The organism is Streptomyces sp. NPDC057623 (genome assembly GCF_042800355.1).
Classification (GTDB): Bacteria; Actinomycetota; Actinomycetes; order Streptomycetales; family Streptomycetaceae; genus Streptomyces.
This window is the reverse complement of the sequence record NZ_JBHVGZ010000022.1, coordinates 57,420-77,747: the sequence shown is the minus strand read 5'-3', so window position 1 is coordinate 77,747 and position 20,328 is coordinate 57,420. Positions and strand designations below refer to the sequence as shown.

The window sequence follows — 20,328 nt, the reverse complement described above, 5'->3', positions numbered from 1 at the left end:
CACCCCGCGCGACCGCCCCCGCGAAAGGAACACCGCCCATGGCCGGATTCGGCTTGCGCCCTGCCAACTCCCCCGAGCGGTACAGGCGTTCTCGGACCTCCGTGTGGGGCGCAGGGGCGACTGCCCTGTCCGTCGTCGGCGCACTCGCGGTCACCGCCTTACCCGCCTCCGCCGCAGCGCCCCCAGACCCCCTCGCCCGCTATCACCACCAGCGCCTCGACTGGACGAGTTGCGTACGGGGCTCGGGCGACGCGATCGGCAAGGAGCTGGAGCAGGCGGGTGCCCGATGCGCCGACGTCAGCGTCCCGTTGAACTACGACGATCCCGGCGGACGTACGATCACCGTCGCCATCTCCCGGATCCGGGCCACCGACACGGCACACCGCGTCGGTCCCCTGCTGCTCAACGGCGGCGGGCCCGGCGGGCAGACGCTCGGCGATCCGCCATGGGTGCGCAAGGCGATGAGGGATGTCGGCGCGCGCTACGACGTCGTGGGAGTGGACCCCCGTTTCGTCGGCCGCAGCACCCCGCTGGACTGCAAGTGGCCCACCGGTTCCGCGTTCCGCGGCGCGGGCACCGACCGGGCCGGGTTCGACCGCATGGCGGTCTTCGCCGAGGAGCTCGCCCGGCGCTGCCGTGCGCACGAGGGCGCTGTGCTGCCGTACGTCAGCACCCGGAACACCGCGCGGGACATGGACGTCGTCCGCGCCGCGCTGGGTGAGCGCAGGATCTCCTATCTCGGGTACTCGTACGGGAGTTACCTCGGCTCGGTGTACGCCACGATGTTCCCCGGCCGCGTCGACCGGGTCGTACTCGACGGGGTCGTCGACCCCGGCCGCTACGGGCCCCGGCTGCTGCGCGGCACGGAACCGGCCAACCGGCACGCCCTGCGCAACTGGGCCGCCTGGGCCGCCGCCCGCGACACGACGTACGGCCTGGGCCGCACCCGGCACGCGGTGCTGGCCACCGTGGGCCGCGTCCAGGCCGCGGTCGCCCGCACCCCTGTGCGGCTGGGCGACCACCGGGTGGACGCGCACGTGCTGCCCCTCGTCGTCTTCAACGGCCTCTCGCAGGACAACGCCCCTGCCTTCGCCGCCTTCGCGGAGGCCGTGCGCGACCTGCGGCGTGCCTCGGACGGCCACACGGTCACCCCTTCGCCGTGGCTGGCCGACACGCTCACGTTTCTGCTGACGTCGTCCGACTCGCACTACGGCAGCGTGCAGACGGCGATCCTGTGTGGTGACGGGGCCGCGCCGCGCGACGAGGAGGTCTACTGGCGCGACGTCCAGCGGGCACGGGCGCGCGACGCGCTGTTCGGCCCGGTCACGCATTCCGTCGGGCCGTGCGCCTACTGGGAGACACCGCGCGAGCGGCCGACCGTGATCCGGGACGACCTGCCGGCCCTCCTCGTCAACGCGACAGGAGACCCGCGCACGACGTACCGGAGCGCTGCCGCGGTACGCCGTGCGTGGCCCAGCTCCCGGCTGCTCACCCTGCGCGACGCGGACCAGCACGCCGTGTACGGCGTCTTCGGCAGCGCCTGCGTGGACGGCACCGTCAACGCCTACCTCGCCACAGGTGAGCTGCCACGACGCGATGTGACCTGCGAGCGTTCCCGCTCCACGTCGTGACGTGGCGGCGTCGTGAGTCGGGACTCCCGCGGAGGCCGGGACCCTCGCGCAGGCCGGCCGGATCGGCGACTACCGGGTGAAGACGTCGTTCCTGGTGGACCCGGTGGAGCAGAGCTTCTTCTCGTCGGCCGTCATCTTGCGGGACTCGACCACGACCGCGTTGTGCTTGCCGTCCGTGCCGTTCGGGGCGGGGCCGGTGACGACGTCGGGGACGAACCAGTAGTAGTGGCCCCACTTGGGGTCGTCGTAGTGGGTCTGCCAGGTGCCCGATATCTGCTGCATCACCTGGGCGCGGGAGATCCAGCCCACTTCTCCGGGCCGCACGGTCACGGTGAAGGTGCTGGTCTCCGTGTGCGAGCTCTGCCACGTGTAGTTGTACGTGGCGGTCACACTGGCGGTGATGATGCCTTCGATACCGCCGCCGACCGTGACCGATCCGCCCACCGAGTGGGAGGAGCCCACCGTGTCGGCCCACGACATCGACTGCGAGGCGGGCGAGGCCGTGCAGTTGTAGAGCAGTTCGGAGACCTGGCGGGGCTTGCCGAGGTAAGCCTGGCCGATTTCCGGGGAGTTGAAGCTGCACTTGCCTGCTCCGGAAGCGCAGTCGGCCACGATCTGCTCCGCGGTGGGCTGATCGTCGGCCGCGGCGGGCACGGCAGTCACCGCGAGCGTCCCGAGCGCGGACGCCGTCAACGCCAGCGTGCGGCCGCCGTACCGCAGTGTGCGGCTCATCGTCATCGTTGTTGCCTCTCACCGTACGTGGGGGGTCGGCGAACAGCGGCCCCTGTTACGGCAGGGGCCGCAGTCACCGTGTGATGCCCACGAGGCTCACGTAATCGACGGCGGAGCTACACCAAGAACTCGCAAAGTTGTATTTGATTTTCAAAAATGATGAACAGTCAATTTCATTGCCGGTAAGGCGACTTCCGGACGACGGCGCCGGTATCCCCCGTGTCCTGTCGCGGAGATGCCGTGGCCTCCAGGGACAGGGCGAGGACGGCGCGGTCGTCGTTGTCCGGCTGCGCGTCCCAGCGCTCCGCGTCGGTCCGTACGAAGGACACGACGGTCTCCGGGCGGATGAAGCGTTCCCCCGAGAAGCGTTCACCGAGCCGTTCCTGGACCGGATAGAAGACGCCGTCCGCGTCGCGCGCCTCGCTCACCCCGTCCGTGTGCAGGACGAGCACCTCCGAAGGCAGCAGGGCGTGCACCGTCGTGTCGACCCCGTCCGGCGCGAGCCGGCCCAGCCCCAGCGGCAGTCCGGGCGCCGTGACCAGCCGTCGGGCACCGTGCGGGCCGACCACCAGGGGCGTGGGGTGGCCGCGGTCGACGATCCGTACCTCGCCGCCGTCCGGCGGGAACTCCAGCACCAGTGCGGTCACGAACAGTTCGGGGTCGCCGTCGTCGCCGGCCGGGCTGTTGCGGGCGATGCTGAGTTCCAGCCGCTCGGCCAGACTGCTCAGGCTCTGCCACTCGTGCGCCGAGACCCGGAAGCTGCCCAGCACCGCCGCGACCGTCTGGACCGCGTCCAGCCCCTTGCCGCGGACGTCGCCGATGATCGCCCGCACCCCGAAGGGCGTCTCGCACACGTCGTAGAGATCCCCGCCGACGAGCGTGCCGCCCTCCCCCGCCTCGTAGAACCCCGCGGCGCGCACCGGGCCGAGCCTGCGCGGTACGGGACGCAGCAGGGTCCGCTGCATGGCCTCCGCGACCGAGTTGGCCCGGATCAGATGCTGCCGGGCCCGCTCCCGCTGCCGGGCCAACGCGACACTGGCGACGCCGATGAGGGCCGTCGCGATGTACATGGCGACATGGTGCTGCTCGTCGAAGTGCCCGGGGCGCCGTGCGGCCATCCACATCTGCAGGCCCAGGCACACCACGGCCGACATGGCCGTGCCTCGTGGGCCACGTGTCGCGGCGGCCAGCGGCGGCACCGCGATGAGCATGAAGCTCACCGGTTCACGGCCCCCGACGATCACTTCGGCGAGCACGTCGACGACGACCGCGACCAACGGCAGCCACCACACCCAGCCGCGCAGGGAGGGCGGTCGCAGTTCGGGGCGCGGGTTCTGGCCGCTCATGGCAACCGCCCGTCACGTGACGTACGCGAGCCGAGCGGCGGGACCCGGCCGAGGGCCACGAGCCGGTGGCGTACGGCCATGACGACGACGGACGCCGCCAGGATCACCGCGCCGCCGAAGCGCAGGATCGTGTCATAGGCGGCCTCCGGCGAACGCTCCGGCACCATCGCCGTGATCGCGGCCGCGGCACCCGCCAGTGCCACGCCGCCCAGTGTGACGAGGAAGGTCAGGAGCACGCCGGAGGCCTCCCCGGCCCGTTCGGGGGCAACGACCTGCTGGGTGGCCACGCTGGCGAAGGTCCAGCCGAGGCCGAGGCCCAGTCCGCACCAGGCGAACACCGGAACGTACAGCCACCAGGCGGTGACGTGGGTGAGTGCGATCATGCCGGTACCGGCGACGGCCCCCGCCAGCGCCATCACCGCCGTCGGCCGCATGTGCGGGGACAGCCTGGCGCCGAGCGGCCCGCTGAGCGCGACGAGGACGGCGGGCGCCAGGAAGACCACGCCCGCGTCGAGCGGTGACAGCCCCCGCACCTGCTGGAGGTACAGCGTGGAGACGAAGACGGTGACGGCGTAGCCCATGTTGGTGACGGTTCCGGCGCCTGTCACCAGGACGTAGGGCGTGTTGCGGAAGAGCCGCAGATCGATGAGCGGATGCCGGGCCCGCCGCTCCCGCCGCACGAACAGCACGGCCGCCACGGCGGCGATCGCCAGCAGGGTGAGCGTGCGGGCGTGGTCCCAGCCCCAGGCGCTGCCCCGCTCCACGGCCAGCGTGAGCGCCGCGAGGGAGCAGACGACGGTCAGGCAGCCGGTGAGGTCGAGCTGACGTGGGGCCGTGGGATCGCGGGAGTCGGGGACGTACACGTACGCCACGATCAGCGCCAGCAGGCTCGACGGTGCGAGGAGCCAGAAGATCCAGCGCCAGCCCGGCCCCTCGGTGAAGCCGCCGCCCACGAACGGGCCGAGCGCCGTGCCCACGTTGGCGATCCCGAACGCCGCTCCCAGCGCCCGTGCCCGGGTCGTGTCCGGGAAGGCGTTGGTGATCACGGAGACCGACACCGGGAAGACGAAACCCGCCCCGACGCCCTGCACGATCCGCGCCGCGACGAGCAGCCAGAGCCCCGGCGCGAGCGCACAGCCCACTGACCCGGCCGCGAACAGTGCCATCCCGGCGAGCAGGGCGCCCCGGCGCCCGAAAACGTCTCCCACGCGGCCGCCCACGATGAAGCAGCAGCCAATGGCGAGCATGTACGCGGACAGCGTCCACTGCGCGGCCGCCGGGGTGACACCGAACTCGTCGGCGATTCCGGGGACGGCCAGGTTCAGCGCGAAGAAGTCGAGCTGGATGCAGAACAGCGCGACCGCCACCGCGATGAAGGCTCCCGTCCGCGCGGCCGGCGAAGACTCAGCGCGCATGAGCACGTTCCTCTCGGGCCGACGCCGCCGCGGCTTCGTCGCGTCGTGGCGTCGTGGGCGGGCCGGACATGCCATCCACTGCCCATTCTCGGCCGACCCCGTGGGGACCGCAGCCCGACCGTTCCCCCCGCCCAGGAGCGCGCCCGCGGAAAACACCGTGTCGCGTCCGCGTCCGCAGGAGCAGAATCGGCCCCATGGCGGACATGCGAGCGTTCCGGGACGCGGTCACCAGCTGGGCCGCGGGCAGCTCCGGTGAACCGGCCACTGAGCTGGCCGAGCGGCTGCGCGTGCGGACCGCCGTACTGCTGGAAGGGCCGAGCGACCTCGCGGCCGTCGAGACGCTGGCCGCGCGCCGTGGCCGGGACCTTCCGTCCGAGGGGGTCTGCGCCATGCCCATGGGCGGGGCCATGAGCATCGGCCGCTACGTCGGCCTCCTCGGGCCGCCGGGGTTGGGGCTGCGCCTCGCCGGACTGTGCGACGAGGGCGAGCAGCGCTTCTACGACCGCGGCCTTGAACGGGCCCGTGTGCCGCGCCATGGATTCTTCGTGTGCGTGACGGACCTGGAGGACGAACTCATCCGCGCCCTGGGCGTGCCGCGGGTCGAGGAGATCGTCGAGGCTGAGGGCGATCTTCTGGCCTGGCAGATCTTCGTGCGCCAGCCTGCACAGCAGGGCCGACCCCCGGAGCAGCAGATGCGGCGCTTCCTCGGTACGAAGAGGGGCCGCAAGATCCGCTACGGCCGTCTCCTCGTCGAGGCACTCGCCCCGGAGCGGGTCCCGGCTCCCCTCGACAATCTGCTCGCGAGCCTGTGACGCCACAGGTCGCGCAACAGCGCGATCTCCGCCATGTGGTGAATGAACTCCAGGTTCGCCCCCCACAGCACCGAGATGAACGGCTCGTCGGGGTCGGATCCGTACGGGTACTGCGAGAAGCCGACCGTGTCGAGCTGCTCGTCGGTCACGGCGGCGACACTGTCTCGCCAGCGGTCGGTCAGCGCCCAGAACCGTTCGAGTGCCGGCGCGGCGCAGGGCGTGAAGTCCACGAGGAGCTTGGGCTCCCGGCGCCGCTCGCCGAAGGTCCACTCCCATCCGCCCGCGAGGCAGAAGTGAAGATGCCCCCGCCGCCACGCGATCGTGGTGACCGGTGCCTCGTCGGGTTCCGGCGGACCGGTGTGGGCGAGGACCTGCTCGACCCGCTCGACACTCACACCCCAGTCCTCGGCGACCTTGGCGACCGTCATCCCGCCGGCGACCTGCCGGGCGACCTCGGCGTACTCACTGGCCGGAATCTCCGCACCGCCCTGGTCGAGCACCCACTCCCCCGGCCCGAACGCCCTGGGCGTCACCGCGTCGCCCCGGCGTCGGACCGACCAGCAACCGGGCACCGGCTCCCACAGAAACTCGTCGTCGCCGAGCCCCGTCAGGCGCACCTGGGCCATCTCCCTGGCACGGTCGAACTGGTCGACCAGCACGCCCAGTCGGTCCGTCCGTAGTCCCTCCGGCGCCATGCCGGCCTCCTTCACCGTCGCGTCTCGCACGAGGCTGCGCTCCAGACCCAAGCCAACGACCCGGCCTCGGGGGCGCGACCCCTGGTACCACGCTTCAACTAGCGGGCGGGCTCGAACAGTTCGATGAGATTGCCCGCGGGGTCGGCAAGCAGGATCTGACGTCCGCCGGGGCCGGAGACCGCATCACTGTGGAAGGCCAGTCCGGCACCGCGGAGCCGGTCGATCTCGGTTTCGAGGTCATCGACGATGAGGTGAATGCGGTTACGACCGGGTCCGGTGCCGCTCGGGGTTACGCGGGCGCCGGAGCTGGCCGGTCCGGACAGCAGCAACCGCAGGGGCCCGCGCACCACGTCGGCGAAGGCAGGGGCAGGGTGGCTGCGGAGGGTGAAGCCCAGGTGGGTGGTGTAGAAGTCGACGGCCGCCTCGACGTCGTCGACGAGGTACCGGACACTGGCGAACTGCTCGGGCGTTGTCACGGCTTGACCTCCTGTGGAATGCGGGCGAGCACCGGCAGCAGGTAGCGGACGCGGGTGTCGATCTCGGCCACCGTGCGGACGAAGGCGGGGTAGCCGACCGGGTCCTCGCCGCCGACGCCGGCGGGGTCGGGCATGCTCCAGTGGACCAGCCGGGGGTGGTCGCCGAAGTCGGGACAGACCTCGCGGACCTTGTCGCACAGACTGATCACGTGGCCGAACCGGCGGCCGGCCAAGGTGTCCAGGTGCCGCGGACGCCGATGCGAGATGTCGATGCCATGGCTCTCGCGCAGCGCCCGCACCGCGTCGCGGTGAAGGCGAGGCTTGGGGTGACTGCCCGCACTGGTCACCTCGACCTGACCGTTGGTGCGGTGCCGCAGCAGTGCCTCGGCGATCGGCGAGCGGGCGCTGTTGCCGGTACAGGCGAACAGCACGGCGGACTTCGCAGGCAGCGGTGTGGAGTACGGCGGCGAGGGAGCGGGATCGAATCCCAGCGCGGGGTGCAGGGCGAGACCGGCATCGGCGAGCCCGTGCCCGCAACGCTCCAGATCCAGGTGGTAGTAGCTGTCACGACCGTCGAAACTGCTGCGCCGGGCGGTGACCAACCCGCCGCCGCGCAGCAGCCGCAGATGGTACGAGACCAGGTTCTGCGGCTGACCGACCCGCTCCACCAGTTCACGGACCCGGTAGTCACTCACGGCCAGCTCGGTGAGCAACCGCCACCGCAGCGGGTGAGCGGCCAGTCGCACGAACGCCGGAGCGGCATCGCCGGAGGACACCATGACCACCAGAATACATCAACTGAAATTGATGTGCTTTCCCAAAGGCGCGGACGACCGCTTGAAGCCCCTTGAACTCAAGTTGACTTGAGGTTTTACGGTGATCGGGTTCTGGTGATCGCTTACGGGAGGTGCGTGGACGTGACGCTCAAGGAGTACTCGCGGCAAGTGCTGGCGGCTCAGCCCATCGGCGCGTGGAGCGGTGAGGCGTACCGGCTGGTGGTCGGCGCTCTCCGTGCGCAGTTGGCGGTGGAGGACCTCACGCAGCCGCACTGGTGGACGCTCAACCACGTCGCCGGCGAGCCGGGCAGATGGACCCGCACGACGTTGATCGAGCGGCTGGCCAAGTACGAGGACCTCGGCCTCGACTTCGCCGGCGTCTTCGACGACCTCGTCGCTCGCGGATGGCTGACGGAGGACGCCACGGGGGCCATGACACTGACCGAGACCGGAGAGGCCGGCCGCATCCGGGCCAGGGAGCGCAACCTCCGCGTGCATCACCAGACGCACGAAGGCGTCTCCACGGCCGACTTCGTCACCACGATCAACGTCCTGCGTCGCATGGTCGCCAACCTGGGCGGCGACGGCGACCTCCCCGACTGAGAGCGGGCACCGAGGTCGCCGGGTGAGAGTAGACCGCAGACCGCAGACCGCACCAAGGACACCGCGCTGCCATGGACGGCACCCCGGCGCCCATCCGTCGGTCGCACCACTACAGGGGCACTCGCGTGACGCGACACCTGAGCACGCCTACGATCGCCGCCGAGTCCCGGACCGCATACCTTCCCTGTGCGAGCCCGCCCCGTGCGAGGCGCCTCACACCCGACGGCGCGCGCCGGGGCCCGGCTGGGCCGAGACCTCCCTGGGGGTCAGGGCGGCATGCTCCCCGGCACACTCGACGACGACGCGGACCGGCGCCCCGCACTCGGCGTGGCGCATGTCCAGGACCGGACCCTCGGGATCCGGGGTGTACGTGTCGCCCCACTGGCGCAGAGCGACGAGCACGGGCCACAGGTCCCACCCCTTGCGGGTCAGCCGGTACTCGTTGCGGGAGCGGCTGCCCGGCTCCCGGTAGGCGACGGTCCTCAGGACGCCGGCCGCGGTCAGCTTCCGGAGCCGATCACTCAGGACGGCCTCCGACAGGCCGATATGACGCCGGAAGTCGTCGAACCGGCGTACGCCGCCGGCGGCGTCCCGCAGGATCAGCAGCGTCCACTTCTCCCCGACCAGATCCAGTGTGCGCTGGACGGGACAGTTGTCCGTGCTGACCTCAAGCCACTCCATCCCACCATGCTAAGCGCTGGCTTCACCTTTGACAGCCAGGTGGGCCGCGAGCTAGCTTCAGTCGACGAAGTCAGCCGGGAGGGTGCCACACCATGGGACGGACACGCACGTACGAGTGGGAGGACCCCTCGATCACCGCCGCCGCCGCGGGGCGGACCTCCGGCCTGGACTTCCTTCGTGAGATGCGGGCCGGCCTGCTGCCCGCGCCGCCCGTCACGGCGACCCTCGACTTCACACTCGACGAGGTCGACGAGGGCAGGGCGGTCTTCTCGATCACGCCGGGCGAGGAGCACTACAACCCGATCGGCAGCGTGCACGGCGGCGTCTACGCCACCCTGCTCGACTCGGCGGCGGGATGTGCCGTGCAGTCCACCCTCCCGGCCGGCATGGGGTACACCTCACTCGACCTGACCGTGAAGTTCCTGAAGCGGATCACAGCGGACACGGGCAGGGTCCGGGCCGTCGGAACGGTCGTCAGCCGAGGCCGGCAGACGGCACTCGCCGAAGCCAGGCTGCTGGACGCGCAGGACCGCCTGCTGGCCCACGCCACGAGCAGTTGCATGCTGTTCCCGGTGCCCGCCGCCTCTACGGCCTGAGGGGCGGGCGCCGGGAGCCAGGTGCGGGGATCATGCCCGGACAGGCTCCCGGCTCTGGGGGGATCCGTTCGGAGCACTCGGCTCGGAGCGGTCGGCTGGGAGCGCTCAGCTCGGAGCGCTCAGCGCTTGAGCGTGAACGTGAAGTCGCCGGAGAGCTTGCCGCTCAGCCGGACCGCCGAGACGAGATTCCCCTCCGCGATCAGCCTCTCGACCTCGGCCCGCGAAAGACCGCAGCCTTCGGCGATCAGCCGCACCGGCCGGACCGGGATCCGAGCCGCGAAACGGACCGAGACGTCGATCACCTCGCGGTCCAGGTGATCCGATCCGCCGGTGTCGAGACGCCACGCGTTGTCCCAGTCGAGGGCTATGCGATTACGGCGCCGCACGACCGGATCCTGGAGCAACTCAGCGGTCAGACCAAGGTCGTTGTCATGCAGCCGGTCCAGCAGCTCAGGTCGTACGGAACGCACGTTCATCCGTTCCAGGACCGTGAGCTTCGCCGTCTCCCCGCAAGCGGTACAGAGCACGAGGAGCCAGGCGTCGATGAGCTTGTGGTGGGCGTTGACGCGGAACTTGCCGCTCGCCCGGAAGCTCTCGGACGCACACGCGTGGCAACGACGGAGGACGAGCGGCAGGCAGGTGGGCGCGACCACCCAGGTTTTGAGCACAGAAGTACACCGGTTTCAGTGAGAAGTCCGCAGCAAAAGGCAGCGCGGCGCACATACGCGACGCGCGACAGATCAGCGCTCGGGAGGTCTCACAGGGTGTACAACGGCACGTCCTTGACCAGACGACTTGGGTCGGCAGCACAGTAGAGGCGCACGACGGCGCCGCTCCAGTGGTTTTCGGGGCACCTCTCCGACGAGGTGGCGGCCACAAACGGCCGTGCCGGGCGTGGGAGACAGCCCCGACCAGGTCGGAGCGCACCCGGCTCGTGAGCTGACCGCTCATCAATGTCCGCGGTGCACACCGGCAAGGCATCTCGACTCACCGACCTGAAACTGGCACCGTAAACCGTCATGAAGCTGACCAAAACCGGGCAATCAGAAACCTCGGTGCGCTGGAGGCTCGTGCTGGCCAGCACCACCATGCTCTTCGTCGAGCTGGCGCTGATCAGATGGGCGGGCGCCAATGTCGTCCACCTCAGCTACTTCTCGAACTTCATCCTGCTGGGATCGTTCCTCGGCATCGGCATCGGGTTCCTGATCCCCGCCGAGCGCGGACAGTGGCTCAAACGCTGGACGCCGATCCCGCTCGCGCTGCTGGTCATCCTCGTACGCACCTATCCGGTGCAGGTGCGCCAGAGCAGCAGCGAGGTCATCTACTTCACCGCCGTGAAGACCACCGGCCTGCCCCAGTGGGTGACGCTGCCGGCCATCTTCCTGCTGACCGCGGTGATCATGGCCGGAATCGGCAAGATCACCGCCGACCTCTTCCGCCAGCTTCCCTCGCTCGACGCCTACCGCTACGACCTCATCGGCAGCATCACCGGCTCGGTCTCCTTCGCCGCGCTGTCCTGGCTCCGCGCCCCCTCGGTCGCGTGGGGCGTACTCGCCGCCGTGGCCCTGCTGGTCCTCGGCGGGCGCCGCAACACACTGCTGTACGGCATCCCCCTCACGGCGATGGTCGCCGCGCTGTTCCTGGAGTCGACCACGGCGGGCGTGTCCTGGTCGCCGTACTACAAGATCGAGCTCAAGGAATCGCCGACCACCACCCGGACCTACTACATCTCGGCCAACGGCGTCCCCCACCAGAGCACCGCGCCACTGCCGGTGCTGATGCGGGAGAACTCGCCCTACCGGCAGGCGTACGACCAGACGCCCCGCAACCCGCACAAGCGCGTGCTGGTCATCGGGGCCGGCAACGGCAATGACGTCGCGGTCGCGCTGGCGCACGGAGCGGAGCGGGTGGACGCGGTCGAGATCGATCCCCGCCTCCAGGAGATCGGTGCGGACCTGCACCCGGCCAGGCCGTACGACGACCCAAGGGTGCATGTCTACATCGACGACGGACGAGCGTTCCTGGAGCGGACGAAGGCCAAGTACGACCTCATCATCCTGGCGCTGCCGGACTCTCTGACACTGGTGTCGGGCGCGAGCAACCTACGGCTGGAGAGTTACCTGTTCACGCGGCAGGCGTTCGAGGCGGCCCGCGATCACCTGACGCCGGACGGCGCGTTCGCCATGTACAACTACTATCGCAAGAGCTGGCTGGTGGACCGGTTCGCCGGTGACCTGGACAAGCTGTACGGCCACCCGCCCTGCATGACGACGTTCAAGCGGAACGCGGCCGTGCTGGTGGCCGGAATGACCCCCGCCGACCAGTCCTGCAAGCAGATCTGGGAGCCCAGCGGCCCGGTCCCGGCGGCCGCGACCGACGACCATCCCTTCCCCTACCTGCTGCACCGGAGCATTCCCACGATCTACCTGGGCGCCCTGGGTGCGATCCTGCTGGTGACGCTGTTGTCGGTGCGCCTGACCGGGGTCCGAATCCGCAGCACACTCCGCTACACCGACATGTTCCTGCTGGGCGCGGCCTTCATGCTGCTCGAAACGAAGAACGTGATCGGCTTCGCGCTGTACTTCGGTACTACCTGGCTGGTCAACGCGCTCGTCTTCTTCGGTGTCCTGCTCTCCGTCCTCGCCGCGGTCGAGGTCCGGCGCAGGTTGCGGCGGGTGAACCAACTGGTACTCCAGCTCATGCTCTTCGGCTCACTCGCCGTGGCCTGGCTGGTTCCGGTGCAGGCCGTGCTGTCACTGCCGCCGGCGGGCAGGCTCGCCGCCGCCATCGCCCTGGCCTTCGCACCGATCTTCTGCGCCAACCTCATCTTCTCCGACCGCCTCGCGCTGGCCCCCGACCCGACATCGGCGTTCGGCGCGAACCTGCTGGGCGCGCTGACCGGGGGCGCGCTCGAGTACCTGGCCCTGATGACGGGCTATCAGGCTCTGCTGCTGATCGTCGCCTTGCTGTACCTGGGGGCGTGTGTCGCCATGCGCTTCGCCGGGCGTGGTCCGGGCGGGCCGCCGACACGGATGCCGGACGAGACGGTGGCCGTCAAGAGCTAGTGCCGGATCGGGCGACGTCTGCCCTGTCGCGGTGCGCCGCGCCGTCGTCAACAGGGCAGACATCGCATGGTCGACATAGTCACCGTCAGCCGTCAGTCGCCTCTCGCTTTCTTGACGTACTCGACCTTGGTCGGCCCCTCGCCCTCCAGCCGATCCCCGTGCCGCCATCCGCACGCCTCGTAGAACGAGTTGGCCACGGTGTTGTCCGCGAAGCTCTCCAGCCGGATGGCCGCGTACCGGGCGAGAAGCGTTTCCTCCGCATCACGAAGCAGGAGCCGGCCAAGCCCTCGACGATGATGATCCGGGTCGATCATCATCAGGTCGATCGTGGCCCCATCGAGGATGGAGAGGCCGATGACCCGGCCTTCCAGGCTGAGGCAGCGCACGCCGCCCTTCTCCAGACGGCTCTTGACGTGAGCGTCCGAAGCCCCGCTGCCGATGAACCAGTCCACGCTCTCCGCACCGAGGAACGTGCGGTAACAGGCGTCGATCGTGCGGCGCGCGAGGACCTGGAGATCATCGAGGTCCGCCCCGTTCGCAGGTCGGACGGCGGGGAGGTGTTGTCCGGTCGACACGGAGATCCCAGCTCTGACGGGGGGGTGGGCTCCCGATCCTAACCGTCCCGTCCAGCAGTCAGGGATGGATGGTCTGGCCCTGTGCGGCGCCTTCCACCGCCTCCACATAGGCACGGGCGACCTCGGTGACGGGGGTACCGCCGGCCGGGTCCATGCCCATGCCTTCCAGGGTCTCTTTGATCCACCCCGGGCTGATGACGTTGATCCGCAGATTCCGCGGCAGTTCAGCAGCGGCGTTGCGGACGAAGCCCTCCAGTCCGGCGTTGATGAGGGCGCCCAGCGAACCACCGGCCAGCGGGGCGGGGAAGGTACCTCCGGTCAGTGTGACGGAGCCGCCGTCGCGCAGGTGGCGTACGGCGCGCCGGGCCAGCGCGACCTGCCCCAGAAGCTTGCCCCGCACCGCGGCGGTGATTTCGTCGTCCGGTGCCGCCACCAGGTCCACCAGCGGGCCGCCGGCAGCGCAGCAGACCACCGCGTCGAGGTCCGGCACCTCGGCGAAGAGCGCGTCCAGGGAGGCCGGGTTGTCCAGGTCGGCTTTCACCGGGCCCTTGCGTGAGGCCCTGACGACCTGATGGGAAGCCTCCAACGCGCCGACGACGGCAGTGCCGACCGTTCCGGTCGCCCCGATCACAAGTACCTTCATGCCACCGATCATGCCAGCGACGTCCGGCAAGGCCCCGGGTCGTACTCTGCGATCCCGAGACTTGCTCCGTAATTACGGAATAACGTAGTGTCCAGCGCATGGTTGACGACTCCCTGCTGGAGCGGGTCGCCGCGCTCGAAGAACGTGTGTCGCGGCTGGAGTCGGGACCGAACCCGCCCCGGAACGACGTATTCTGGGCGCTTGAAGGGCTGCGCCAGCGGCTCACGGGGGACGGGCAAGTCCTCTTCACCGGCGCAGTCGACCTGCCTACGGGCGAACACTACGAATGGCAGCAAGGCGCGGCGGCGACAGACCTGCTCGATGCGGACTGGGCGGATCACGCCGCGCCGTACGCGGCCCTGGGGCATCCGGTGCGGCTCACCCTGCTGCGCGCGGTACTGCGCGGAACCCGGTCGTCGGCCGAGTTGCAGGAGACAGCCGGACTCAATACCACCGGACAGCTCTACCACCACCTCAAACAACTCACCGCCGCCGGCTGGCTCCAGGCCGAGGGGCGCGGGCACTACCTGGTGCCCGCGGGGAGAGTGGTGCCGCTGCTCGTGCTGCTGTCCGCCGTGGTGCCGGCACCGAACCCGACGACAAGGAGTGGTACATGAACCGACGGAAGTTCCTGGGCACGGCGGCGACGGCCGGGGCCGGACTGTCGCTGTTACCCCGGCATGCCATGGCAGCCGAGGGCGAACTCGCCACGCGGGTACGGCGATACCTGGACCGCGCGCTGGCCGCCGGCAGCCCGAGTGTGGTGTGCGGAGTCATCCGCGGCGCACATCACCACGCGGCGGGCGCGGCGCAGAACGGCCCGGCACCGGACGGCGCCACGGTGTTCCAGCTGGGTTCGATCGGCAAGACCCTCACCGCCACGGCCCTCGCGCGCGCGGTGGTTGCGGGCAGGGTCCGCCTCGACGGGCCGCTCGTCCTGCCTCCCGGGTTCCCCGTCCCGCGCAAGGGCCCGCGCCGGATCACCCTGGCCGACCTGGCGACCCACACCTCCGGACTGCCCTCACTGCCGCCGAACCTCCTGACGAACGCGGATCCTTACGACCCGTACGCGCACTACACGCTGGACGACCTGGCCGGCGGACTGGCCGAGACCACCCTGAGCACGGAGCCGGGCAGCACCTACGGCTACTCCAACCTCGGGTTCGGACTGCTCGCCCAGGCGCTGGCCTTCGATGACGTCGAGGCGATGCTGCGCCGCAGCGTGACCGCGCCGCTGCGCCTGCGCGACACGACGACGGACCTGCGGCCGGACATGGCCTCCCGCAAGGCGGTCGGGCATCTCGCCGGTGACCCCGTGCCGGACTGGCACGATCAGGTGCTCGCCGGCGCGGGCACCTCCGTCTACAGCACCGCCGACGACATGCTCCGCTACCTCCGCGCGCAACTGCGCCCGGCGCACTCGTCATTGCGGGACGCGATCGCACTGACCCAGCGCCCGCACTTCACGGTCGACGAGAACCTGCGGCTCGGGCTCGGCTGGCACCTCAGTACGCTCGCCGGGGGCCGGACCATGACCTGGCACAACGGCGGCACCGGTGGATTCAGCACATGTGCGGCGTTCAGCAGGCAGAGCATGACGGCCGTGGTCATGATGGTGAACACCTTCAGCGAGGAGTCCGACACCGCGCCCCGCCCGGTCGACGCGCTGACCTTCGCGCTGCTCGCCGAACTCGACGAGGTCTGAGTTTCGACCACGTGATCCGGGCGGTGGCCGTACAACCCCTGATCCAGGTCGCGTGTCTTCACCACTGACCGCATCACTGACCGCAGTTCTTCAGAGCACCCCATCCAACTCGTTCCAACGGGGGAACACATGAGCTTGGCCCGCATTCGTACGCGCCGTGGCACGGCCGCAGTCCTCACCGCCTTGATGGCGGCCGCTCTCGGTGCCGCCGGCGCCGGATCCTCGAACGCCGGCACCGCCGCGCCGCAGACGCGGCAGATCGCCTCTTCCGTCCTCGGCTCCGACTACAAGATCACGCTGACCGCGCTGCGTTCGACGGAGGACGAGTACGCCGCCTCCGTGCGGTTGCAGGTCTACACGCAGGCGAACGGCGCCTGGAAGGAGTCGGACCGCGTCACCGTGGGCGACGTGGACGGCTGGTTCTGGTATCCCCTCACCGGTAGCGAAGCCGTCTGCGAGCTCTCCACCGCGAGCACCGAGCCCGCACCACTGACGGTGAGCCTGCTGCGCACGCCGTCCATCGGCTGCTCCGAACCGACGAACTTCGTCATCAAGGAAGGCCGCGTGTACGCGGGCTGAACACCGCCCCCGTCCACCCCCGGCTGCGGGCCGGGGGAGGACGAGTACCTCAACTCAGGCTCGGCGCCGTCCAGTCGGCGTGCCGCAGGACGGCGCTGACCGTCGTACGGGACGGCGCCGGCCGGAGCGCGGTGTTGCGGGCGGCGACGGCCAGGGGGTGACTCAGCTGCTGGCCCATACGGCCGGCCTGCCGGCGGCGCGCGCGACCGACTGACTGCGCGGGCGCCGCTCGGCGTCGTAACGGGCCAGCGCCGATTAGACGGTGGGCTCGGTGGCGGGTGCCGCGGCGAGGGTCACCGCGTCCTCCAGGGCGGCCTGGCAGGCACCCTGGCCGAGGTTCGGGGTCATGGCATGGGCCGCGTCACCGAGCAGGGCGATCCGGCCCACGGTGAAGGTGGGCAGGGGTGTGGCCAGTTTCGTGGGCGGCGGCACGGTCTCGGAGCAGGAGATCCGAGGACTGGTGGCGGCGGCGTTGCGCTGACGGGCACAGGCGCCTGCCGGGCCGGCCGTGCGCCCGCGTCTCCGTCTCAGGTGCGGTACGCCAGTCTGCGGAGCAGCGTCTCGACCGGCCCGCGTCGGCCGGCGCGTTCCAGGGCGTACGCCCCGGCCACGGTCACCGACCAGACAGCGACCGCGAAGACCACCATGGTGGCGCTGGTCAGATGCTCGCCGAGACCGAGACCCCAGGCCGCGAGCAGCGGGGAGAACATCAGCGAGTGGGCCAGGTAGCAGGACAACGACCGCTTGCCGACCGCCGACACCGCGACGACGGCCCTGCCGCCCCACCCGCCGGGTCGGCCGGCCCGGCGCTGGGTCCACCAGTGCGCGAACAGCGCTGCTGCGGCGACATAGCCGATCCCGGCGGCGTTCCCGGTGACATCCCGCAGGATGGTGAGCGCCCCCTCCTCGCTCTGAGCTTCGTCCGGCACCTTCAGCACGCCGACGTGGGCGAGCGCGGCCGGCAGCCCGCCCAGCCAGCCCACGGTGATTCCCCCGACCGCGGTGCGGCGCAGCAGCCGCAGATGCCGTCCGGGCTCCTCGAGGACGCGACGACGGGCCGCCCAGAAGCCGAGCAGGAAGACCAGGTAGCCGCCGCCGACGAGCGCGAGCGGCGCGCCGACGAAGGTGACGAACAGACCGGTCGTCAGCCGGGTGCCGAGCGCCGCGAGGTAGCTCTCCTCACCCGACCCGTATGCCTCGAAGCCCGGCTCCGCTCCCGACTCCCCCAGGGAACCCAACTCGCCGCGCAGCAGGGCCATGACGACCGGTAGCACCGAGAACAACAGCAGCTGGACGGCCGCGATGGCGATCCACCACTTCAACGCACGCTCGCTGCGCCTGACGAAGAGCCAGCCCAGTACGAGGCTCAGCAGTCCGTAGTAGCCGACGATGTCACCCGCCATCAGCAGGGTGGCGTGCGACAGCCCGATGACGATCAGCCACAGGCTGCGCCGTCGCAGGATTCCCACCGCGGCACGCTCCGAGGCCCCCGCCTCGACCTGACGCAGGTAGAGCTGCGTCATGCCGTAGCCGAAGAGGAACGCGAAGAGCGGATACACCCGCAGGTCCAGTGCGGTGATCATGGTGAACTGAGCCGCTCGGTCGACCCACGAGCCGTCGACCGGCTGCCACCCCGACGGGCCGTGGCGAGCCGCCCAGAGGTGGAAGGCCGTGTTGGACACCACGATCAGCAAGAGCATCAACCCCCGCGCGAGATCGGGCGTGAGCGCCCGCTCCCCACTCCGCACGGCCCCACGCGGCAGCCACACCTTCTCGGAGTCCACCGAGTTCCCGGCGTTCTTGGTGTTGTCGGCATCAGTCGTCGTCACACCGCCACGCTAAGAAGGCGGCCGGTACCGGGACATCCGCCATCGGTCTCGCCGCGCGTGACCAAAGTATGGTGCCCGCGCGCCAAAAGGCCCCGAGGGATCGACTCAGGCTCGCGGGGCCACTCGTCCAAGACAGAACGCCGCGAGGCCGCCGGACTGGATTGCGTATCGCCGTGCCTCGAAGCCACACGGTCAGTTCGACAGGCCGGCGAACATGCCGGGCTCGTAGGAACCTCCCCGCATGCGGGTGATCACGCCGAGCCGGTTGGCCGCGTTGATCATGGCGACGAGGGAGACCAGCGCGGCAATCTGATCGTCGTCGTAGTGCTTGCGTACCTGTGCCCAGGTCTCGTCGGACACGCCGTGATGTGCGTCGGCGAGGCGGGTGCCCTCCTCGGTCAGGGCCAGCGCGGCCCGCTCGGCGTCGGTGAACACGGTCGATTCCCGCCAGGCGGCGACCAGGTGGAGCCGGACCGGGCTCTCACCGGCGAGCGCGGCTTCCTTGGTGTGCACGTCGACGCACCAGCCGCAGCCGTTGATCTGGCTGGCACGCAGCTCCACCAACTCCTGAAGGGCCACGGGCAGCGGCGACTCCCTGATCGCCAGGCTCACGTGGTGGATGCGCTTGCCGACCTTGGCGCCGACCGCGTTCGTCATCAGGTTGATACGGGGTTCCATGGCTTCGTCCTCACGTGTGCGATACGTACCGCCCGGATCGTCCGGGCGATGTCCGGACGACCACCGGATGCCGGTGCCTCGCTCCGTGTGACACCGGCGATGGTGTGACCTGCGCCACCGGGATCGCATGTCACACAACGGCGGCCATCGGCATCTGGTGCGTGTGGAGGGTCGAGAGCGAACGGGCGACGGGTGGGAGACAGTGATGAGCGGGAGCCGGAAGCGAACAGAGCGCACGGGCGAGCCACTTGGCCGGGGCGTCGGGGCGCCCTCAGCCACCGAGGCGTTCGTCGCCCACCGCAATCTCCTGTTCACGGTCGCGTACGAGATGCTCGGCTCGGCCGCCGACGCGGAGGACGTCCTTCAGGAGACCTGGCTGCGGTGGGTGGGGGTCGCTCCCGGCAGCGTGCGCGACCAGCGCGCGTTCCTGGTCCGCATCACCACCCGCCAGGCGCTGATGCGGCTGCGTACGCTCCGCCGCCGCAAGGAGTCCTACGTCGGCCCTTGGCTGCCCGAGCCGTTGCTGACCGCACCCGACGTGGCCGAGGACGTGGAGCTGGCGGACAGCGTCTCGATGGCGATGCTGCTGGTGCTGGAGACACTGCGCCCCACCGAGCGGGCGGTGTTCGTGCTGCGCGAAGTGTTCGGCCTGGAGTACGACGAGATCGCGGAAGCCGTCGGCAAGAGTCCTGCCGCGGTCCGCCAGATCGCCCACCGGGCCCGGACCCACGTCGCGGCGCGCCGACCCCGCGGGGCCGTTTCCCCGGCCGAGGCCCGAAGCGTGCTGGACGCCTTCCGGCGAGCGGTCGAAACGGGCGATCTGCAACGGCTGCTCGACGTCCTCGCGCCGGATGTCGTCCTGCTGGGCGACGGCGGCGGAGTCGTGCAGGCCGTGCTGTCGCCCGTCGTGGGCGTCGGCGAGGTGGCCCCGCTGGTCGCCGGACTGACGAGGTTCGGCCCTGCCGCGTCACTGCGCTCGGCTTACGTCAACGGCCATCCGGCGCTGATCCTCCACCTGAACGGCGCGATCGACACCGTCCTGGCCCTCCGCATCGACGACGGACTCATCACCGGCCTCTACGCCGTACGCAACCCCGAGAAGCTGTCCCGCGTCGAACACGAGACGAAGGTGAGCCGCTGAATCGGCCGACAGGGACGGCGGTCCGACCCCTCCCCGCACCGGGAGGCCCTTCGTCGCCTTCAGCGATTCCACGCCTCCGGGCCGCCGCCGCGCCACTCGATCAGCCCTGTCTGTCGCACGTACTCCGGATCCGCGTCCTCGATCCCGGCCCGGCGCAGGAACTCGGCGACGTCCAGAAGGCCGTACGCCATCCCCAGGAACTGGTCGTCCACCCGCACCCGCCGACCACCGTCCTCGGCGGGCGGGTACACGACGACGGGCTGCGTACTTGCCATGGGACCAGGGTGGGGCGTGTGGCGCTCACCCGCATGTGGGGCACGAGGCCGCCCCACGTCCCACTTGGGGGCATA

General features: G+C 70.4%; 22 protein-coding genes and 1 pseudogene. 9 read left to right on the top strand and 14 right to left on the bottom strand.

Going from position 1 to position 20,328, the window contains the following annotated elements:
* The first annotated feature begins 38 nt into the window (after window positions 1–38).
* On the top strand, window positions 39–1,631 hold the full coding sequence (locus ACFU95_RS23030) for an alpha/beta hydrolase (RefSeq protein ID WP_383830646.1): 1,593 nt from the start codon (window positions 39–41) through the stop codon (window positions 1,629–1,631).
* Between the two features lie 69 nt (window positions 1,632–1,700).
* Here ACFU95_RS23030 and ACFU95_RS23025 read toward each other — a convergent pair whose 3' ends face one another.
* From ACFU95_RS23025 to ACFU95_RS23015, 3 genes are all read right to left on the bottom strand, one after another.
* A complete protein-coding gene (locus ACFU95_RS23025; protein WP_383830643.1) occupies window positions 1,701–2,363 on the bottom strand; it encodes a hypothetical protein in 663 nt (220 codons plus the stop codon).
* A gap of 173 nt (window positions 2,364–2,536) precedes the next feature.
* On the bottom strand, window positions 2,537–3,709 hold the full coding sequence (locus ACFU95_RS23020) for a PP2C family protein-serine/threonine phosphatase (RefSeq protein WP_383830640.1): 1,173 nt from the start codon (window positions 3,707–3,709) through the stop codon (window positions 2,537–2,539).
* Window positions 3,706–5,124, bottom strand: a complete 1,419-nt coding sequence (locus ACFU95_RS23015; protein WP_383830637.1) for an MFS transporter — start codon at window positions 5,122–5,124, stop codon at window positions 3,706–3,708. The genes ACFU95_RS23020 and ACFU95_RS23015 overlap by 4 nt, the downstream gene beginning before the upstream one ends.
* Window positions 5,125–5,318: 194 nt before the next feature.
* Between ACFU95_RS23015 and ACFU95_RS23010 the strand changes: the two genes are divergently transcribed.
* A complete protein-coding gene (locus ACFU95_RS23010; protein ID WP_383830635.1) occupies window positions 5,319–5,936 on the top strand; it encodes a TOPRIM nucleotidyl transferase/hydrolase domain-containing protein in 618 nt (205 codons plus the stop codon).
* On the opposite strand, the gene ACFU95_RS23005 is transcribed toward ACFU95_RS23010, so the two are convergent.
* The 3 genes from ACFU95_RS23005 to ACFU95_RS22995 all read right to left on the bottom strand — a co-directional run bounded on the left by ACFU95_RS23005 (window position 5,858) and on the right by ACFU95_RS22995 (window position 7,886).
* Window positions 5,858–6,631, bottom strand: a complete 774-nt coding sequence (locus ACFU95_RS23005; RefSeq protein ID WP_383830632.1) for a DinB family protein — start codon at window positions 6,629–6,631, stop codon at window positions 5,858–5,860. The two genes, ACFU95_RS23010 and ACFU95_RS23005, sit on opposite strands and share 79 nt — an antisense overlap.
* Before the next feature lie 98 nt (window positions 6,632–6,729).
* Window positions 6,730–7,107, bottom strand: coding sequence for a VOC family protein (locus tag ACFU95_RS23000; protein WP_383830629.1), 378 nt, complete (start codon window positions 7,105–7,107; stop codon window positions 6,730–6,732).
* Complete coding sequence (locus ACFU95_RS22995) at window positions 7,104–7,886, bottom strand: ArsR family transcriptional regulator (RefSeq protein WP_383830626.1); 783 nt, start codon at window positions 7,884–7,886, stop codon at window positions 7,104–7,106. Before ACFU95_RS22995 ends, ACFU95_RS23000 begins: the two co-directional genes overlap by 4 nt.
* A 132-nt stretch (window positions 7,887–8,018) precedes the next feature.
* Here ACFU95_RS22995 and ACFU95_RS22990 point away from each other — a divergent pair, with 132 nt between their 5' ends.
* Window positions 8,019–8,486 carry a MarR family transcriptional regulator gene (locus tag ACFU95_RS22990; protein ID WP_383830623.1) on the top strand — a complete coding sequence of 156 codons (468 nt, stop codon included), beginning with the start codon at window positions 8,019–8,021 and terminating at the stop codon, window positions 8,484–8,486.
* Window positions 8,487–8,699: 213 nt separating this feature from the next.
* Here ACFU95_RS22990 and ACFU95_RS22985 read toward each other — a convergent pair whose 3' ends face one another.
* Complete coding sequence (locus tag ACFU95_RS22985; RefSeq protein ID WP_383830620.1) at window positions 8,700–9,167, bottom strand: winged helix-turn-helix transcriptional regulator; 468 nt, start codon at window positions 9,165–9,167, stop codon at window positions 8,700–8,702.
* A 92-nt stretch (window positions 9,168–9,259) separates the two neighbouring features.
* Here ACFU95_RS22985 and ACFU95_RS22980 point away from each other — a divergent pair, with 92 nt between their 5' ends.
* Window positions 9,260–9,763, top strand: a complete 504-nt coding sequence (locus tag ACFU95_RS22980; RefSeq protein ID WP_383830617.1) for a PaaI family thioesterase — start codon at window positions 9,260–9,262, stop codon at window positions 9,761–9,763.
* Window positions 9,764–9,882: 119 nt separating this feature from the next.
* Here ACFU95_RS22980 and ACFU95_RS22975 read toward each other — a convergent pair whose 3' ends face one another.
* On the bottom strand, window positions 9,883–10,431 hold the full coding sequence (locus ACFU95_RS22975) for a DUF1062 domain-containing protein (RefSeq protein WP_383830614.1): 549 nt from the start codon (window positions 10,429–10,431) through the stop codon (window positions 9,883–9,885).
* Window positions 10,432–10,782: 351 nt separating this feature from the next.
* Here ACFU95_RS22975 and ACFU95_RS22970 point away from each other — a divergent pair, with 351 nt between their 5' ends.
* Entirely contained in the window at window positions 10,783–12,828 is a 2,046-nt protein-coding gene (locus ACFU95_RS22970) for a spermidine synthase (protein WP_383830611.1), read from the top strand.
* 92 nt (window positions 12,829–12,920) lie between these two features.
* Here ACFU95_RS22970 and ACFU95_RS22965 read toward each other — a convergent pair whose 3' ends face one another.
* Together ACFU95_RS22965 and ACFU95_RS22960 are read right to left on the bottom strand one after the other, a co-directional pair.
* Window positions 12,921–13,280, bottom strand: coding sequence for a GNAT family N-acetyltransferase (locus ACFU95_RS22965; protein WP_383830608.1), 360 nt, complete (start codon window positions 13,278–13,280; stop codon window positions 12,921–12,923).
* Between the two features lie 181 nt (window positions 13,281–13,461).
* Window positions 13,462–14,046: a short chain dehydrogenase gene (locus ACFU95_RS22960; RefSeq protein WP_383830605.1), complete on the bottom strand. Its 585-nt coding sequence runs from the start codon at window positions 14,044–14,046 to the stop codon at window positions 13,462–13,464.
* Window positions 14,047–14,144: 98 nt separating this feature from the next.
* Here ACFU95_RS22960 and ACFU95_RS22955 point away from each other — a divergent pair, with 98 nt between their 5' ends.
* The 3 genes from ACFU95_RS22955 to ACFU95_RS22945 all read left to right on the top strand — a co-directional run bounded on the left by ACFU95_RS22955 (window position 14,145) and on the right by ACFU95_RS22945 (window position 16,330).
* Complete coding sequence (locus tag ACFU95_RS22955; RefSeq protein ID WP_383830602.1) at window positions 14,145–14,663, top strand: ArsR/SmtB family transcription factor; 519 nt, start codon at window positions 14,145–14,147, stop codon at window positions 14,661–14,663.
* Window positions 14,660–15,751, top strand: a complete 1,092-nt coding sequence (locus ACFU95_RS22950) for a serine hydrolase domain-containing protein (protein ID WP_383830599.1) — start codon at window positions 14,660–14,662, stop codon at window positions 15,749–15,751. Before ACFU95_RS22955 ends, ACFU95_RS22950 begins: the two co-directional genes overlap by 4 nt.
* Window positions 15,752–15,880: 129 nt before the next feature.
* Window positions 15,881–16,330, top strand: coding sequence for a hypothetical protein (locus ACFU95_RS22945; RefSeq protein ID WP_383830596.1), 450 nt, complete (start codon window positions 15,881–15,883; stop codon window positions 16,328–16,330).
* Between the two features lie 49 nt (window positions 16,331–16,379).
* On the opposite strand, the pseudogene ACFU95_RS22940 reads toward ACFU95_RS22945, so the two are convergent.
* The 3 genes and pseudogenes from ACFU95_RS22940 to ACFU95_RS22930 form a co-directional block, all read right to left on the bottom strand.
* Window positions 16,380–16,747: pseudogene (locus ACFU95_RS22940) on the bottom strand (FAD-dependent monooxygenase); the annotation flags it as partial.
* A gap of 110 nt (window positions 16,748–16,857) precedes the next feature.
* On the bottom strand, window positions 16,858–18,159 hold the full coding sequence (locus ACFU95_RS22935) for a DUF418 domain-containing protein (RefSeq protein WP_383830594.1): 1,302 nt from the start codon (window positions 18,157–18,159) through the stop codon (window positions 16,858–16,860).
* Between the two features lie 192 nt (window positions 18,160–18,351).
* Window positions 18,352–18,837, bottom strand: a complete 486-nt coding sequence (locus ACFU95_RS22930; protein WP_383830591.1) for a carboxymuconolactone decarboxylase family protein — start codon at window positions 18,835–18,837, stop codon at window positions 18,352–18,354.
* A gap of 205 nt (window positions 18,838–19,042) precedes the next feature.
* Here ACFU95_RS22930 and ACFU95_RS22925 point away from each other — a divergent pair, with 205 nt between their 5' ends.
* Window positions 19,043–19,978, top strand: coding sequence for an RNA polymerase sigma-70 factor (locus tag ACFU95_RS22925; protein ID WP_383830588.1), 936 nt, complete (start codon window positions 19,043–19,045; stop codon window positions 19,976–19,978).
* A gap of 59 nt (window positions 19,979–20,037) precedes the next feature.
* Here ACFU95_RS22925 and ACFU95_RS22920 read toward each other — a convergent pair whose 3' ends face one another.
* Window positions 20,038–20,253 (bottom strand): hypothetical protein, encoded by a 216-nt coding sequence (locus ACFU95_RS22920; RefSeq protein WP_030052320.1) that lies wholly within the window; start codon window positions 20,251–20,253, stop codon window positions 20,038–20,040.
* Between the last annotated feature and the right edge of the window lie 75 nt (window positions 20,254–20,328).

What these genes read in the sequence shown, in the direction of transcription:
- ACFU95_RS22930 (WP_383830591.1), bottom strand. Translation starts at nt 18,837, where the DNA reads ATGGAACCCCGTATCAACCTGATGACGAACGCGGTCGGCGCCAAGGTC.
- ACFU95_RS22970 (WP_383830611.1), top strand. Translation starts at nt 10,783, where the DNA reads ATGAAGCTGACCAAAACCGGGCAATCAGAAACCTCGGTGCGCTGGAGG.
- ACFU95_RS22995 (WP_383830626.1), bottom strand. Translation starts at nt 7,886, where the DNA reads ATGGTGTCCTCCGGCGATGCCGCTCCGGCGTTCGTGCGACTGGCCGCT.
- ACFU95_RS22945 (WP_383830596.1), top strand. Translation starts at nt 15,881, where the DNA reads ATGAGCTTGGCCCGCATTCGTACGCGCCGTGGCACGGCCGCAGTCCTC.
- ACFU95_RS23010 (WP_383830635.1), top strand. Translation starts at nt 5,319, where the DNA reads ATGGCGGACATGCGAGCGTTCCGGGACGCGGTCACCAGCTGGGCCGCG.
- ACFU95_RS22960 (WP_383830605.1), bottom strand. Translation starts at nt 14,046, where the DNA reads ATGAAGGTACTTGTGATCGGGGCGACCGGAACGGTCGGCACTGCCGTC.
- ACFU95_RS22955 (WP_383830602.1), top strand. Translation starts at nt 14,145, where the DNA reads ATGGTTGACGACTCCCTGCTGGAGCGGGTCGCCGCGCTCGAAGAACGT.
- ACFU95_RS23025 (WP_383830643.1), bottom strand. Translation starts at nt 2,363, where the DNA reads ATGAGCCGCACACTGCGGTACGGCGGCCGCACGCTGGCGTTGACGGCG.
- ACFU95_RS22950 (WP_383830599.1), top strand. Translation starts at nt 14,660, where the DNA reads ATGAACCGACGGAAGTTCCTGGGCACGGCGGCGACGGCCGGGGCCGGA.
- ACFU95_RS23030 (WP_383830646.1), top strand. Translation starts at nt 39, where the DNA reads ATGGCCGGATTCGGCTTGCGCCCTGCCAACTCCCCCGAGCGGTACAGG.
- ACFU95_RS23015 (WP_383830637.1), bottom strand. Translation starts at nt 5,124, where the DNA reads ATGCGCGCTGAGTCTTCGCCGGCCGCGCGGACGGGAGCCTTCATCGCG.
- ACFU95_RS23020 (WP_383830640.1), bottom strand. Translation starts at nt 3,709, where the DNA reads ATGAGCGGCCAGAACCCGCGCCCCGAACTGCGACCGCCCTCCCTGCGC.
- ACFU95_RS22985 (WP_383830620.1), bottom strand. Translation starts at nt 9,167, where the DNA reads ATGGAGTGGCTTGAGGTCAGCACGGACAACTGTCCCGTCCAGCGCACA.
- ACFU95_RS22925 (WP_383830588.1), top strand. Translation starts at nt 19,043, where the DNA reads ATGAGCGGGAGCCGGAAGCGAACAGAGCGCACGGGCGAGCCACTTGGC.
- ACFU95_RS22920 (WP_030052320.1), bottom strand. Translation starts at nt 20,253, where the DNA reads ATGGCAAGTACGCAGCCCGTCGTCGTGTACCCGCCCGCCGAGGACGGT.
- ACFU95_RS23005 (WP_383830632.1), bottom strand. Translation starts at nt 6,631, where the DNA reads ATGGCGCCGGAGGGACTACGGACGGACCGACTGGGCGTGCTGGTCGAC.
- ACFU95_RS22980 (WP_383830617.1), top strand. Translation starts at nt 9,260, where the DNA reads ATGGGACGGACACGCACGTACGAGTGGGAGGACCCCTCGATCACCGCC.